Origin of the sequence: Nocardioides sp. AX2bis (assembly GCF_902506435.1) — a bacterium.
Classification (GTDB): Bacteria; Actinomycetota; Actinomycetes; order Propionibacteriales; family Nocardioidaceae; genus Nocardioides.
Window position 1 is genome coordinate 580,652 of record NZ_LR733215.1, and the last position, 14,095, is coordinate 594,746.

14 protein-coding genes are annotated in these 14,095 nt (G+C 74.8%); 6 read left to right on the top strand and 8 right to left on the bottom strand.

The window, feature by feature from the left end; all coding sequences use genetic code 11:
- Positions 1 to 29: 29 nt before the first annotated feature.
- The 3 genes from GV155_RS02810 to GV155_RS02820 form a co-directional block, all read right to left on the bottom strand.
- Complete coding sequence (locus tag GV155_RS02810) at positions 30 to 1,502, bottom strand: FGGY-family carbohydrate kinase (protein ID WP_201300035.1); 1,473 nt, start codon at positions 1,500 to 1,502, stop codon at positions 30 to 32.
- Positions 1,499 to 2,977 (bottom strand): FAD-binding oxidoreductase, encoded by a 1,479-nt coding sequence (locus GV155_RS02815; RefSeq protein WP_160005040.1) that lies wholly within the window; start codon positions 2,975 to 2,977, stop codon positions 1,499 to 1,501. The genes GV155_RS02810 and GV155_RS02815 overlap by 4 nt, the downstream gene beginning before the upstream one ends.
- A 69-nt stretch (positions 2,978 to 3,046) precedes the next feature.
- Positions 3,047 to 3,823, bottom strand: coding sequence for an SDR family oxidoreductase (locus GV155_RS02820; protein ID WP_160005042.1), 777 nt, complete (start codon positions 3,821 to 3,823; stop codon positions 3,047 to 3,049).
- 236 nt (positions 3,824 to 4,059) lie between these two features.
- On the opposite strand from GV155_RS02820, the gene GV155_RS02825 reads away from it, so the two are divergent.
- Positions 4,060 to 4,830 (top strand): hypothetical protein, encoded by a 771-nt coding sequence (locus GV155_RS02825; protein ID WP_160005044.1) that lies wholly within the window; start codon positions 4,060 to 4,062, stop codon positions 4,828 to 4,830.
- Between the two features lie 100 nt (positions 4,831 to 4,930).
- Here the strand turns inward: GV155_RS02825 and GV155_RS02830 are convergent, their stop codons facing one another.
- Positions 4,931 to 5,434, bottom strand: coding sequence for a VOC family protein (locus tag GV155_RS02830; RefSeq protein ID WP_160005046.1), 504 nt, complete (start codon positions 5,432 to 5,434; stop codon positions 4,931 to 4,933).
- A 101-nt stretch (positions 5,435 to 5,535) separates the two neighbouring features.
- Complete coding sequence (locus GV155_RS02835; RefSeq protein ID WP_160005048.1) at positions 5,536 to 6,912, bottom strand: NAD-dependent succinate-semialdehyde dehydrogenase; 1,377 nt, start codon at positions 6,910 to 6,912, stop codon at positions 5,536 to 5,538.
- A 117-nt stretch (positions 6,913 to 7,029) separates the two neighbouring features.
- Here GV155_RS02835 and GV155_RS02840 point away from each other — a divergent pair, with 117 nt between their 5' ends.
- The 4 genes from GV155_RS02840 to GV155_RS02855 are packed head-to-tail and all read left to right on the top strand — an operon-like array spanning position 7,030 to position 10,346.
- Complete coding sequence (locus GV155_RS02840; RefSeq protein WP_236553901.1) at positions 7,030 to 8,256, top strand: thiolase family protein; 1,227 nt, start codon at positions 7,030 to 7,032, stop codon at positions 8,254 to 8,256.
- Positions 8,253 to 8,921 carry a 3-oxoacid CoA-transferase subunit A gene (locus tag GV155_RS02845; RefSeq protein ID WP_160005052.1) on the top strand — a complete coding sequence of 223 codons (669 nt, stop codon included), beginning with the start codon at positions 8,253 to 8,255 and terminating at the stop codon, positions 8,919 to 8,921. The genes GV155_RS02840 and GV155_RS02845 overlap by 4 nt, the downstream gene beginning before the upstream one ends.
- Positions 8,918 to 9,583: a 3-oxoacid CoA-transferase subunit B gene (locus GV155_RS02850; protein WP_160005054.1), complete on the top strand. Its 666-nt coding sequence runs from the start codon at positions 8,918 to 8,920 to the stop codon at positions 9,581 to 9,583. The genes GV155_RS02845 and GV155_RS02850 overlap by 4 nt, the downstream gene beginning before the upstream one ends.
- Positions 9,584 to 9,593: 10 nt before the next feature.
- Complete coding sequence (locus GV155_RS02855) at positions 9,594 to 10,346, top strand: IclR family transcriptional regulator domain-containing protein (protein WP_160005056.1); 753 nt, start codon at positions 9,594 to 9,596, stop codon at positions 10,344 to 10,346.
- 21 nt (positions 10,347 to 10,367) lie between these two features.
- Here GV155_RS02855 and GV155_RS02860 read toward each other — a convergent pair whose 3' ends face one another.
- Together GV155_RS02860 and GV155_RS02865 are read right to left on the bottom strand one after the other, a co-directional pair.
- Positions 10,368 to 11,429: an NADH:flavin oxidoreductase gene (locus GV155_RS02860; protein WP_236553903.1), complete on the bottom strand. Its 1,062-nt coding sequence runs from the start codon at positions 11,427 to 11,429 to the stop codon at positions 10,368 to 10,370.
- 8 nt (positions 11,430 to 11,437) lie between these two features.
- On the bottom strand, positions 11,438 to 12,250 hold the full coding sequence (locus GV155_RS02865; protein WP_160005060.1) for an IclR family transcriptional regulator: 813 nt from the start codon (positions 12,248 to 12,250) through the stop codon (positions 11,438 to 11,440).
- A gap of 98 nt (positions 12,251 to 12,348) precedes the next feature.
- On the opposite strand from GV155_RS02865, the gene GV155_RS02870 reads away from it, so the two are divergent.
- Complete coding sequence (locus GV155_RS02870; protein ID WP_160005062.1) at positions 12,349 to 12,756, top strand: VOC family protein; 408 nt, start codon at positions 12,349 to 12,351, stop codon at positions 12,754 to 12,756.
- Between the two features lie 20 nt (positions 12,757 to 12,776).
- Here the strand turns inward: GV155_RS02870 and GV155_RS02875 are convergent, their stop codons facing one another.
- Positions 12,777 to 14,054: an MFS transporter gene (locus tag GV155_RS02875; RefSeq protein WP_160005064.1), complete on the bottom strand. Its 1,278-nt coding sequence runs from the start codon at positions 14,052 to 14,054 to the stop codon at positions 12,777 to 12,779.
- Positions 14,055 to 14,095 lie beyond the last annotated feature (41 nt).

Consider the following 14,095-nt stretch of genomic DNA (forward strand, 5'->3'; position numbering starts at 1 on the left):
GCAACCGTCATCTCGAGGCGCCGCGAGCGTCATCTCGGCTGTCCGGAAGGGTCATCTCGGCGGAGGACGGGGGCGAGGGCGGCGCGGAGGGCGGCGTGGGTGCGCGCGATCGCGGCGTACTCCCGCACGGCGACCGGGTCCGGCCGCACGGTCTCCCCGGGGGTGACCATCGCGGCGACGGCCTCGTCGAAACCGGGGTGGACGCCGGTGCCGACCGCCGCGCAGACCGCCGCGCCGAGCGCGGCGGGGGAGCCGTCGTCGACCGCCGCGCGGACCGGCAGACCGGTGACGTCGGCGACGACCTGGCGCATCAGCGGCGAGCGCGCGCCGCCGCCGGAGAGCAGCACCAGCCGGACGTCGCGGTCGAGCCCGTCGCACAGGGTGCGCAGGTGGCCGCCGACGGTCAGCGCCAGGCCCTCGAGCACCGCGCGGTACAGGTGGGCAGCACCGTGCCGCCCGTCGAGGCCGACGAACGCCCCGCGACGCCACGGCTCGTGGGCCGGGGCCAGCCAGTCGAGCACGGCCAGCAGCCCGTCCGCGCCGACCGGCACCTCCGCCGCGGCCCGGTTCAGCGCGTCCTCGAGCTCCTCGGGAGCACCGCCCGGGAGCAGACCGGGGCCCACCAGGTCACGCAGCCAGGACACCGTCCACATCCCGCGCCGCACGCCGCCGCCCTCGAGCAGGTAGCGCCCCGGGACGCTGGCCAGGTTCGTCCAGGCACCGGCCGCCTCCTCCTCACGGGGCCCCAGCGGGGCGTCGCCGAGCAGCATCGGGGCGACGTAGGTGCCCAGCGAGACCAGGGCCTGGTCGGGCCCGGTCAACCCGCAGCCGAGCGCCTCGACGGCCTTGTCGTTCGCGGTCGCGACCACCGGCAGCCCCGCCGGCAGGCCGGAGGCGCGGGCGGCCTGCTCAGTCACCGCACCGAGCACCGCCCCCGGGAGGACGAGGTCGACCAGCTGGTCGCGGCGCAGGCCGGACGCCGCCACCACCGCGTCGTCGGCCGACCAGTCCCACCGCTCCAGGTCCAGCGGCCACTGCACCGGGTAGGCGGACACCGAGTCCGCCGCGCGGCCGGTCAGCCACCGGGTGAGGTGGCCCGACGAGGCCGTCACCAGCGCCGTGTCGGGGGGTGCCGCGGCGGGGTCGTGGGGACGGGAGGCCCGCTCGTCCATCCAGCTGATCACCGGGGCCGCGAGCGTGCCGTCGGCGCGCAGCAGGGCGCGGGTGGACCGGATCCCGCAGAGCCCGAGCCCCACGAGGTCGCCGGTCGACCCGCCCGCCGCCGAGAGCGCGGCCACCGCGTCCCGACAGGCCGCGGCCAGGGTGTCGACCAGGTCGTCGTCGGGGTGCTCGACCACCCCGGGCCGGGGTGTCAGGGAGGTACGCAGCGCCCGCCGTCCGACGGCCACGACCCGCCCGTCGGCGGTGTGGACGACGACCTTCGCGCTCTGCGAGCCCAGGTCGACGCCGACCAGCAGCGGGCCGGCGGCCGGCCGGTTCACGGCAGCGGGTAGATCGTGCCGGGGTTCATCACGCCGTGCGGGTCGAAGGCCTCCTTCAGCCCGGTCAGCAGTCGCCACGACGAACCGTGCTCCTCCTCGACCCAGGGCGTGCGGTACTTGCCGATGCCGTGGTGGTGGACCATCGACCCGCCCACGCGCAGTGCCTCCTCGACCACGATCGTGTTCAACGGGCGGTGGTAGAGCTCGATCTCCTCCCGCGGCTCGCAGTCGATGTCGTAGTCGTAGACGAAGTACAGGTTGGTGCCGGTCTGGTAGCTGTGCGAGGAGTGGGCGCCGAGCATGGTCAGGTCTGCTGCCCGGGGGAACTCCTCCCGCACCCGGCGCAGGACGGCCTCGTGCAGCGCGGCCACCTGGGACCAGGCCGCCGAGACCTCGGTGGTGTAGCCGAGGTGGCGGTCGGTGAGCATGGCCTGCTTCTCGGCCTCGAGCTTCTCGGGGCCCCAGTTCAGGTGCGTGAACCAGTCCTCCACCAGCGCGGGGTCGACCGGTCGCGCCCCGACGGCCTCGGCGGCGGCGACCACGGCGGCCGCGGTGGCCTCGGCGATGCTGTGCGGGCCCTCGGCCACCGCGACCAGGACCGCCGACCCCGGCCCGCCTGCGCCGTCACCCGGGCCGTCGGCCCAGCCGGGGAGGTGGGCGAAGTGCTGCGCGGCGTCGCCGGCGTCGTAGACCCGGGCCACCGAGGGCCGGTAGCCGGCCGTGACCACCTCGCGGAGCACCTCGACCCCGCCGGGCAGGTCGTCGAGCAGGTAACCGGCGAAGACGCGGTGCTCGGGCAGCCGGAAGACCTGGACGGTGACCTCGGTGACGTAGGCCAGGGCACCCTCGTTGCCGAGCACGACGTGGCGCACGTCCGGGCCGGCGGCCCGGCGCGGGACCGGGCGGACCCGGACCACCTCACCGCCCGCCAGCACGGCCTCGACGCCGAGCAGCATGTCCTCGATCCCGCCGTAGAGCGTGGAGAGCTGGCCGATCGACCGGGTCGCGACCAGCCCGCCCATCCGGGCCAGCGGCTGCGACTGAGGGGAGTGCCCGGTGGTCAGTCCCTGCGCGCGCAGGGCGTCCTCGAGCGCGGCCAGACGGACGCCGCCCTGCGCGGTGGCGGTCATGTCGACCGCGTCGATGGCCACGATCTCGTTCAGGTCGGAGCCGTCGAGCACGACGGTGCCCTCGACGACGACCTCGAGCCCGCCCTCCGTGCCGGTGCCGCCGGTGCGGGGCACGACCGGCACCCGCTCGTCGTGGGCCAGGGCGAGCACCGCCGAGACGTCGGCGGTCGAGCGCGCCCGCACCAGGGCGACCGGCTGCGGGCCGTCGAAGATGCCGTGCACCGACTGGTACTTCTTCCACCGGTCCTGGCTCACCTCGCGCAGGAGGTCGGGGTCGGTCACGACGCGGTCGGCGCCGACCAGGTCGACGAGGCGGGCGACGAGCGCGTCGGGGGAGAGGGTCACGGGTGGCTCCTGCGGTCGAGGGCGGGGCGTGGGTGCGGGTGCGGGTGCGGGTGCGGCTACGGGGTGGCGTCAGCGGACGAGGTAGCCGCCGTCGACGGTCAGCACGTGACCGTTGACGTGGTCGGAGGCGCGTGAGGCCAGGAAGACCACGGTGCCCATGAGGTCCTCGGTCTCGCCCCAGCGCCCGGCGGGCGTGCGCTCGCGCACGGCCCGCTCGGCGACGGGGTCGGCGCGGGTGGCGGCCGTCAGGGCGGTGACCACGTAGCCGGGAGCGATCGCGTTGACCTGCACCCCGTGACCGCCGAGCTCGTCGGCGTAGGTCCGGGTGAGGCCGACGAGGCCGTGCTTGGTGGCGGCGTACGCCGGGGACCCGCGTCCGCCGAGGAAGGAGAAGACGGACGCCACGTTGATGATCTTGCCGCGTCCCCGGGCGACCATCCCGGGCGCGGCGGCCCGGGTCATCGCGAAGGGCGCGGTGAGGTTCACGTCGATCATCGGGTCCCACTGCGCGCGCCCGAACTCCTCCCACGGGGCGATCCTGTTGAGGCCGGCGCAGTTGACCAGCACGTCCGGTCCACCGAGGTCGCCGGCGCAGGCCGCGACGACCTCGTCGGCCGCGCCGTCTCGGGTGAGGTCGGTGGTCAGCTCGGTGTAGCGCCGGCCCCTGGCTTCGACCAGGGCGCGGGTCTCGCCGCCGTCGTCGAGCAGGGTCGGAACGCACACGTCGGCGCCGGCCGTGGCCAGCGCGAGGCTGAACGCCTGGCCCAGGCCGCTGTTGCCGCCGGTCACGACGGCCGTGCGGCCGGCCAACGAGAACCACTCCAGCGAGAAGTCGGTGATGCCCACGCACCGCAGCCTGGCACGTCGGCCCTCCGTGGGGCGAGGTGGCTGGAAGGGTGAGCAGCGGCCACCGGGCCCGAGGCACAGTCGTCGGTGCACCCTCGTTGTCCACTGGACCCGGGTGAGCCCTCACCAGCAGGAAGTGGGCGAGGGGATGGTGGCCCCGCTCCCCGCCGGGGGCGGGGCCGCACCCGATCTTCTCCGGCCCGGACGGGCCGACCTGAGCCAGGAGGACCAGCAGCATGAGCGCGCGCACGAACCCCGGTGACCGCGGGAAGTCCCGCAAGCAGGCCGAGCGGTGGGAGGACCCGGACGCCGGCGACGACGTCACCTACGTCGGGCCCAGCCACGTCGTGAACCCCCGTTGGTCGTGGGGCGGACTGGTGCTGCTGGTCCTGGGAGGCGTCCTGGCCGGCGTCGGCGTGGCGGTCACCCTGGTCTGGCTGATCGCGGTCGGCGCGGTGGTCCTGGCCGCCGGCGCGTTCGCGGCGCTGCGGGGGAACCTGTTCTACGACATCGAGGGCGGCTCGCTGTCGCCGAACGGCGAGAAGACCGTCTCGCCGGGCGCGACCGCCCGGGTCGACGACGAGGAGATGCGCACCGACGTCGCCGAGGAGGAGCAGGAGCTCGCCCGGATCCGGGCCCGTGAGGGGGTGCGGCCGACCCTGCGCCGGCCGGCCGCGGCCCTGCTGGTGCTGCTCGGGGTGTGGCTGCTGTTCACCCAGGGCACGTTCTACGTCGAGTCCGACCCGAGCGGGCGGGACGGCACCTTCCGGGCGCTGAGCGCCGGCCTGGTGCTGGTCCTCCCGGGGATGTACCTGCTGCTGAAGCGCTCCTCGGTCGTGGCCGCCGCGATCTGCCTGGTCGCCGGCGTCGGCCTGGTCCTCGGTGGGGTGCTGGCCGACACCAGCGACCTGCGCGGACCGGTCAACGAGGTGATCTGCGGCGTGCTGGTGCTGCTGGCCGCCCCCGTCGCCGCGCTGCCCGCCCTGACGGGCCGCCCCCGCGCCTAGCCGAGATGACGCTCGCGGCGCGTCGAGATGACGGTTGCGGCGCCTCGAGATGACGCTCGCGGCGCCTCGAGATGACGCTCGCGGCGCCCCGCGGGCGGCCTCAGAGCACGTGCTCGCCGTACATCTCGCCGAGCGGGTCGGCGATCAGCTCGAGGCGGGCGCCGTCGGGGTCGCGGAAGTAGATCGAGACCCCGCTGTGGAGCTCGTGCTCGACACCGGCATCGGTCAGCCGCTGGCGCAGCGCCTCCCAGCGCTCGGGGTCGACCGAGATCGCGACGTGGTGCAGGCCCCCGAGCACCTCGGCGTACGGCCCGACGTCGAGACCGGGGAAGTCGAAGAACGCGAGCAGGTTGGAGTTGCCGATGTCGAAGAAGAAGTGCGAGGACCCCGGGTAGTCGCGGTTCTCGATCAGCTCGGTCAGCGGGAAGCCGAGCACGTCCTGGTAGAACCGGACGGTCTGCTCGACGTCGCTGCTGACCAGCGCGGTGTGGTGCAGCCCCCGCGCGGTCGAGGCCGGGCGCTCGCCGACCGGTCGCAGGTGGGTCGAGCGGATCCGCTCGCGCGCGGCGGCGACGACGTCCAGGTCCACGGTGCTCTCAGTCATGGGACCACGATAGTTGATCTGTCAACCATTCCGGGTCGAGCCGGGACGCCGACGCCCCCGGCCGCAGGAGCGACCGGGGGCGTACGGGGTGGTGCGGGTGACTACTTCGCGGAGACGCGGACCAGCTTCTTGTTCACGAACTCGTCCATGCCCCAGGGGCCCAGCTCGCGGCCGACGCCGGAGCGCTTCACGCCGCCGAACGGCAGGCCCGGCATCGTGGTGCCGTGCTCGTTGACGAAGGCCATGCCGACGTCGAGGCCCTCGGCCACCTCGCGGGCACGCTCGGCGTCCGCCGACCAGACCGAGCCGGACAGCCCGTAGGCCGAGTCGTTGGCCAGGGCGAGCGCCTCGGCGGCGTCCTTGACCTTGTAGACCACGCCGACGGGACCGAAGAGCTCCTCGGCGAAGGCGCGCATCTCCGGGGTGACGTCGGCCAGCAGCGTCGGCTGGACGTACGCCCCGGGGCCGTCGACCTTGCCGCCACCGGTGAGCACGGTCGCGCCCTTGGACACGGCGTCCTCGACCTGCTCGACCAGGGTGTCGGCCGCGGCCTGCGAGGACATCGGGCCGAGCTTGGTGGTCTCATCCAGCGGGTCGCCGGTCTTGGTGGCCGCGAACGCGGCGGTGAGCTGCTCGACGAAGTCGTCGTAGTACTCCTCGGTGACGATCAGGCGCTTGGCGGCGTTGCAGGCCTGGCCACCGTTGCCCAGCCGGGCGCGGGCAGCGGCCTTGACGGTCGCGCCCATGTCGGCGGAGTCGAGCACGATGAACACGTCGGAACCGCCCAGCTCGAGCACGACCTTCTTCAGGTTGCGCCCGGCGGTCTCGGCGACCGCGGTGCCGGCGCGCTCGCTGCCGGTGAGCGAGACGCCCTGGACGCGCGGGTCGGCGATCATGTCGGCGATCTGCTCGTTGGTGGCGAAGATGTTGAGGTAGGCGTCCTCGGGCAGGCCGGCGTCGCGGAAGATCTCCTCCATCAGCAGCGCCGAGGCGGGGCAGCTCGGGGCGTGCTTGAGCAGCACGGTGTTGCCGACCATCAGGTTCGGTCCGGCGAAGCGGGCCACCTGGTAGTACGGGAAGTTCCACGGCATGACGCCGAGCAGCGCGCCGATCGGGCGGCGCTGCACCACCGAGGAGTCGGCGCCGGGGACGTCGAGGGTCTCCTCGGCCAGGAACGACGGGCCGTGCTCGGCGTAGTAGGCGTAGATCGCGGCGGAGAGCTGCACCTCGCCCTTGGCCTCGCGGACCGGCTTGCCCATCTCGAGCGAGATCGAGCGGGCGAGCTCGTCGGCGCGCTCGGTGTAGATCTCGGCGACGCGGGACAGGATCCGCGAACGCTCCTCGATCGGCGTCGTGCGCCAGGAGAGGTAGCCCTGGTGGGCGCTCTCGAGGGCCTGCTCGACACCCGCGGCGTCCAGGGTGTCGTACTCCTTCACGGTCTCGCCGGTGGCCGGGTTCACGGTCTGGTAGGTGCTCATGGAGGGTATAGCGGTCCCGCGGGCCGAGGTATTCCGTCGGGCGTGGTGGTCGTCACCTGGCGGCGCTAGGGTGTGCTCAGAGCGAACACTCGTTCGCTGTGCGAACAGGAGATGATCGTGACCGAGCTCGTCGAGACCGCGTCGTACGTCTACGGCGCCGCCCGCACCCCCTTCGGCCGCTTCGGCGGCGCCCTGGCCGAGACCCGCCCCGACGACCTGGCCGCGACCGCCCTGTCGGGCGTGCTGGCGACGGCGCCGGCCCTCGACCCGGCCGCGGTCGGCGACGTCGTCTGGGGCTGCGCCAACGGCGCCGGCGAGGACAACCGCAACGTCGGCCGGATGGCGGTGCTGCTCGCAGGGCTGCCGACCTCGGTTCCGGCGAGCACGGTCAACCGGCTGTGCGGCTCCTCGCTCGACGCGGCGATGTCGGCCTCGCGGACGATCGAGACCGGGGACGTCGACATCGCCGTCGCCGGCGGGGTCGAGTCGATGACCCGGGCCCCCTGGGTGCTGCCCAAGCCCTCGCGCGCCTTCCCGGCCGGCAACGTCACGGCCGTGTCGACCACCCTGGGCTGGCGCCTGGTCAACGACCGGATGCCGCAGGAGTGGACGATCTCGCTGGGGGAGTGCAACGAGCAGCTGCAGGAGCGCTTCGGGATCTCGCGGCAGCGCCAGGACGAGTTCGCCGCGCGGTCGCACAACCTGGCCCACGAGGCCTGGGAGGCCGGCTTCTACGACGACCTCGTGGTGCCCGTCGCCGGCGTCGACCTGGCCCGCGACGAGGGCATCCGGCCCGGCTCCACCGCCGAGAAGCTCGGCGGCCTGAAGCCGGCCTTCCGCCCCGACGGCACCATCACCCCCGGTAACGCCAGCCCGCTCAACGACGGCGCCGCGGCGCTCCTGCTCGGCTCCGGCGCCGCTGCGGCGAGGATCGGGCGGGACCCGCTCGCCCGCGTGGCCGGGCGGGGCGCGCACGCCCTGGACCCGCAGGAGTTCGGCTACGCCCCGGTCGAGGCCGCGAACACCGCGCTGCGCCGGGCCGGGATCTCCTGGTCCGACGTCGGTGCGGTCGAGCTGAACGAGGCCTTCGCGGTGCAGTCCCTGGCCTGCGTCGACGCCTGGCTGGGCGACGGCCTCGGCGACGCGGAGCTGGTCAACGCCCGCGGCGGTGCGATCGCGATCGGGCACCCGCTCGGCGCCTCCGGCGCGCGCGTCCTCGGCACCCTGGCCCACCGGCTCGTCGCCGACGGGCAGCGGTGGGGCGTGGCGGCGATCTGCATCGGCGTCGGCCAGGCCCTCGCGGTCGTGCTGGAGAACGTCGACACCGCGCGGCGGTCCGCGTGAGCGCGACGACGTACGCGGGGGCGACGGCGTACGACGACGCGCTCGCCGACGTCGCCGACGGCGCGACGGTGCTGGTGGGCGGGTTCGGGATGGCCGGGATGCCGGTCGAGCTGATCGACGCCCTGATCCGCCAGGGCGCGCGCGACCTGACCGTGGTCTCCAACAACGCCGGCAACGGCGACACCGGCCTGGCCGCGCTGCTGGCGGCCGGACGGGTGCGCAAGGTCGTCTGCTCGTTCCCCCGGCAGAAGGACTCGTGGGTCTTCGACGGGCTCTACCGCGAGGGCCGGCTCGAGCTCGAGGTCGTCCCCCAGGGCACCCTGGCGGAGCGGATGCGCGCCGCCGGCGCCGGGATCGGGGCGTTCTTCTGCCCGACCGGGGCGGGCACCCTGCTCGGGGAGGGCAAGGAGACCCGCGAGATCGACGGGCGCCTGCACGTCCTGGAGCACCCGATCCGTGGCGACGTCGCCCTGGTCAAGGCCCACGTCGCCGACGAGCTCGGCAACGTCGTCTACCGCAAGACCGCCCGCAACTTCGGGCCGGTGATGGCGACCGCGGCGGAGACCGTCGTGGTCCAGGTCGACCGGGTCGTCCCGGTCGGCGACCTCGATCCGGAGGCCGTGGTCACACCGAGCATCTACGTCGACCGGGTGGTGGTGGCATGAGCCGCAGCAAGGACGAGATCGCCGCGGCGATCGCCGCCGACATCCCGGCGGGCTCCTACGTCAACCTCGGGATCGGGCAGCCGACCCTCGTCGCGGACCACCTGACGCCTGGTTCCGGGGTGGTCCTCCACACCGAGAACGGGATGCTCAACATGGGTCCGGCCGCGCACGGCGACGACGTCGACCCCGACCTCACCAACGCCGGCAAGATCCCGGTCACCGAGCTGCCCGGGGCGGCCTACTTCCACCACGCCGACTCCTTCGCCATGATGCGCGGCGGGCACCTCGACGTCTGCGTGCTGGGGGCCTTCCAGGTCTCGGCCGGCGGCGACCTCGCCAACTGGCACACCGGCGAGGCCGACGCGATCCCCGCCGTCGGTGGCGCGATGGACCTCGCCATCGGCGCGAGGCGGGTGTTCGTGATGATGACGCTGCTGGCCCGCGACGGCACGCCCAAGCTCGTGCCGCAGTGCTCCTACCCGCTGACCGGGCTGGCCTGCGTCGACCGCGTCTACACCGACCTGGCGACCTTCGAGGTCGGCCCGGCCGCGCACGCCGACGGCGGGGTCCGCGTGCTCGCGACGTACGGCACGGGGGTCGCCGACCTGCGCGAGCTGCTCGACGTGCCCCTGGTCGACGCGACGTCCCCGGCCGGCGGCTGAGGGGCCGGCGGTGCCCGAGGAGTTCGTCCGCTCGCTGGCCCGCGGGCTGGAGGTGATCACCGCCTTCGACGCCGACCACCCCGCGCTCACCCTCAGCGAGGTGGCCGCCCGCACCGGCCTGGGGCGCGCGACCGCGCGACGGTTCCTGCTCACGCTGGTCGAGCTGGGGTACGTCCGCAGCGACGGCCGGCGCTTCTCGCTGACACCGCAGGTGCTCCGGCTCGGGACGGCGTACCTCTCGGGCCTCGACCTGCCCGGCGTCGCCCAGCCCCACCTCGAGCGGCTCTCGGCGGAGGTCGGCGAGTCCACGTCGGCGGCGGTGCTCGACGGGACCGACATCGTCTACGTCGCCCGGGTCGCCACGCGCCGGATCATGTCGGTCGGCATCACCGTCGGCACCCGCTTCCCGGCCCACGCGACCTCGATGGGGCGCGTCCTGCTGGGTGGGCTCGCCGAGCCGGACCGGCGCGCGCTGCTGGGGGAGGGCCCGCTGGCCGCGCCCACCGTGCGGACGCTGACCGGGGTCGACGACGTGCTGGCCGAGGTCGACCGGGTCGCCGCCCAGGGGTGGGCGCTGGTGGACGGCGAGCTCGAGGTCGGCCTCCGCTCGCTCGCCGTGCCGCTGCGCGACGCGGCGGGCGCGGTCGTGGCCGCGCTCAACGTCTCCTCCACGTCGACGGCCGCGACGCTGCGTCAGACGCTGGGCCCGCTGCGCGCGACCGCCGCCGCCGTCGAGGCCGACCTGCGGCTCGTCGCGCGCTGAGGCCCGCCGCCCGCCCGCTGCTCAGGCGACGAAGTCGTCCCAGTTCTCGGCCAGGTAGTCCACGAAGACCGGCCCCACGGACTCCGCCGCGAGGTGCTGGCGGGTGACCGGCTGGGGGACGGCGCGGAAGCCGGCGTCGGCGACCGCGCGGCGGGCGAAGTCGTGGTGCAGGATCGCGCCGGTCCCGACCAGCACGAAGTCGGCGCCGCGGGAGAGGCACCAGGCGGCGTCGGCGGCCGACTTGACCTCGCCGGCCAGGCCGAGCCGGGCGCCGTGGCGGGGGAGGTCGACGACGTGGTCGATCAGCAGGCCGTCCCAGCGCTCCGTGTCGTGCGGGGCCTTGCGCACGTCCCACATCGACACGTCGAGGTAGTCCAGCAGGCCGCCGGCCAGCACGGACCCGGCGACCTCGCGGAACTCGCCGAGCTCGATGCCCATCCGCTCCGGCGTCAGACGCAGGCCGACCTGGAAGTCCGGTCCGGTCGCGGCGCGGACGCCGTCGAGCACCTCGCGCAGGAAGCGGGAGCGGTCCTCGAGCGAGCCGCCGTACCCGTCCTCGCGGTGGTTGGAGCGCGCGTCGAGGAACTGCCCGATCAGGTAGCCGTGCGCGCCGTGGAGCTCGACGCCGTCGAAGCCGGCCTCCTCGGCGCGGACCGCGCCGGCCACGAAGTCGGCGACGGCCTCGTGGACCTCGGCGGTGCTCAACGCCGTGGCGCCGGTCGCCTCGTCGTCCCACGGTGCCTTCGTCGGCACGCCGGAGACCTCGCTGCTGGCGCGGCGGCCGCCGTGGTGGAGCTGGACCGAGGAGACCGCGCCGGCCTCGCGCAGCGACGTCGCGAGCCGGGTCAGGCCGCCCAGGTGCTCGTCGGCGGCGATGCCGAGCTGACCGTGCCAGGCCTTCCCTGCGTCGGAGACGTACGCCGCGCACGTCATGACCAGCCCGAAGCCGCCCTCCGCGCGGGCCCGCAGCCACCGGTGCTCGTCCTCGGCCAGGGTGCCGTCCGGGTGGGACTGCTTGTTGGTCAGCGGCGCCAGCGCGTAGCTGTTCGGCCACGCGGGTCCGTGCGGGAACGAGAGGGTCACCCCGTCAGTCAACCCGCCGTCCCCGGCGGGCGGGGAGCCGGGTACGCCGACCCGACCGCGCGGCCGATGCCGCGGGCGGCCACCTGGAGCGGCGGCACCAGCCGGGCGCGCTGGCCGCGCAGCGACGGCACCACCAGCCCGAGCGCGGCGACCACCTCGCCGTCCGCGCCCCCGCGGCGCACCGGCACGGCCAGCGAGCACGCGCCCAGGCTCATCTCCTCGCTGGTCGTCGCGTGGTCCTCGGCGCGGACCCGCTCCAGCTGGCGGTCCAGCGTCCCGGGCTGCGTCACGGTGTAGGCGGTGACCCGGGTCAGCCCGGCCAGCACCCGCAGCCGGACGTCGGCGGGGGCGTGCGCGAGCAGCACCTTGCCGACGCCGGTCGCGTGCATCGGCAGCCGCGAGCCGACCGTGCTGACCACCGGCACCGACGCGTGACCGCCCAGCCGGTCGAGGTAGAGGACCTGGTCGCCGTCGCGCACCGCGAGGTGCACCGTGGCGCGGGTGGCGGCGTACAGGTCGTGCAGGAACGGCGAGGCCGCCTCGACCAGGTCGGTGTTGACCGGCGCGAGCAGGCCGACGTCCCACAGCCGCCGGCCGACGACGTAGCGGCCGTCCTCCTCCCGGGCCAGCGCGCCCCAGGCCACCAGCTCGCCGACCAGGCGGTGGGCCGTCGGCAGCGGCAGCCCGGCGCGCTCCGCCAGCTCGCTGAGGCCGAGCCGCCGGTGCCCGTCGTCGAAGGCGCCGACCAGCGACAGGGCGCGGGAGGTGACGCTGGGGCCGGGCGCGGCAGGCGTACGCCCGTCCCCGCCCCGTGCCTCCATCCCGCCATCATCGCCCGGCAAACCCGGTGGCGGCGAGGCCCCGGTCCTGCCTAGCCTGGCGGCCGCGGTCGAGCGACGGCCGACGAGGAGGAGGACACGTGCAGCTGCAGAACCTCGGGTTCGTCATCCTGTCCCGCGACGTCCGCGCGGCCTCGGCGTTCTACGTCGACGCGCTGGGCTTCCAGCCGCTGGTGGTCCTGGACTGGTTCGCCAGCCACCAGCACCCGTCGTTCGAGGGGGTCTACCTCGACGTCCTCGACGCCGACCACGAGGCGGCCGGCGGTCGCCTGCGCGGCCAGGAGACGACGGGCACGATGATCGCGCTGGTCGTCGCCGACGCCACGGTGGAGCGGGACCGGCTGGCCGGGCTCGGGGTGGAGGTCGTGATGGACCTGCGCGACGAGCCGTGGGGCCAGCGCCGGTTCCAGGTGCTGGCGCCGGACGACGTCGTGGTCGAGGTGGTCCAGCGGATCGAGCCCGACCCGACCTGGTCGGCCACCGGCTGAGCCGGCTGACCGGGCAGGGCTCAGGCCCGGCTCGGCACCCCGTCCGGCACCGACTCCTCCTTGAGGTGCGCCGGCACGGTGGCCAGCGCGGCCAGGGCGAGCAGGGCGGCGACCGCGAAGGCGTAGAAGCCCCACGGGTAGGCGATGCCGGCGGTGACCAGCAGACCGCCGAGCGAGGGCCCGACGATCGCGCCGACCCGGCCGACCCCGGCCGACATCCCGAGCGCGGTCCCGCGGATCGGGGCCGGGTAGAGGTGGCCGACGAAGGCGTAGACGAGCACCTGCGCGCTGAAGACGAAGATCCCGGCCAGGGTCACCGCGACGTAGACCAGCGGGGTGCTCTCCAGACGGACCGACAGCCCGGCCAGGAAGACCGCCGCCAGGCCGAACCAGACCAGCACGGTCGGCTTGTTGCCGCGGGAGTCGCTGATCCGGCCGGCCAGCAGCAGGCCGAGCACCGCGCCGACGTTGAGCACCAGCAGCAGCCCGGTGCCCTGGCTGATCGAGTAGCCGGCCTCGCCCATGATCGTGGGCAGCCAGGTGTTGAGGCCGTAGACCAGCAGCAGGCCCATGAAGGAGGCGACCCACAGGCCCAGGCTCACCCGCAAGAAGCGGCCCCGCACGACGTCGGAGCTGCGGACGCGCGCCGGGGACAGGGTGCCCGCGGGGGCCGCGCCGCGGCGGGCCAACTCGTCGAGGTAGCCCTGCGACTCGGGCAGCCTGGCCCACATCACCGGCAGCACGAGCAGCCCGGCCACGCCACCGACCACGAACATCGACTCCCAGCCGGCGGCGTCGATCAGCCACAGGCCCAGCAGTGCCGTCATCACCGCGCCGACGTGGTAGCCGGTCATCATCCGGGTCACCGCCGTGCCGCCGCGTCCGGGCTTCGCGTGCTCGCTCATGTAGGCCAGCGCGGTCGGCAGGCAGGCGCCCAGGCCGAGGCCGGCGGCGAACCGCAGCGCCGTGAACGAGGTCGTGCTGCCGGCCAGCGGGATCGCCAGGGTCAGCACCGAGAAGAGCGCGATGCACCCGATCAGCGGGAGCCGACGGCCGTACCGGTCGGCGACCGGGCCGATCGCGACGGCGCCGATCCCCACGCCGACCAGGCCCAGGGTGGAGGCGACGGTCAGCGAGGCCGCGGTGAAGCCGAGGTCGCCGGAGGCGGCCAGGACCGGGATCACCGCGCCGAGCACGACGAGGTCGAAGCCGTCGAGGGCCACGGCGGCCCAGCACAGCCAGACCGGCCAGGCCGAGCGGGTGGTGGTGGCGGTGGTGTCGGTGGTGGGATCGGGCATCGGGGTGCTCCGGTCGTCGGGGACGGGGTACGTCCGGCCAC

Bases quoted from the DNA above. Each gene is read 5' to 3' on its own strand.
- GV155_RS02825 (WP_160005044.1), top strand. From the start codon at position 4,060: ATGAGCGCGCGCACGAACCCCGGTGACCGCGGGAAGTCCCGCAAGCAG.
- GV155_RS02830 (WP_160005046.1), bottom strand. From the start codon at position 5,434: ATGACTGAGAGCACCGTGGACCTGGACGTCGTCGCCGCCGCGCGCGAG.
- GV155_RS02835 (WP_160005048.1), bottom strand. From the start codon at position 6,912: ATGAGCACCTACCAGACCGTGAACCCGGCCACCGGCGAGACCGTGAAG.
- GV155_RS02850 (WP_160005054.1), top strand. From the start codon at position 8,918: ATGAGCCGCAGCAAGGACGAGATCGCCGCGGCGATCGCCGCCGACATC.
- GV155_RS02865 (WP_160005060.1), bottom strand. From the start codon at position 12,250: ATGGAGGCACGGGGCGGGGACGGGCGTACGCCTGCCGCGCCCGGCCCC.
- GV155_RS02875 (WP_160005064.1), bottom strand. From the start codon at position 14,054: ATGCCCGATCCCACCACCGACACCACCGCCACCACCACCCGCTCGGCC.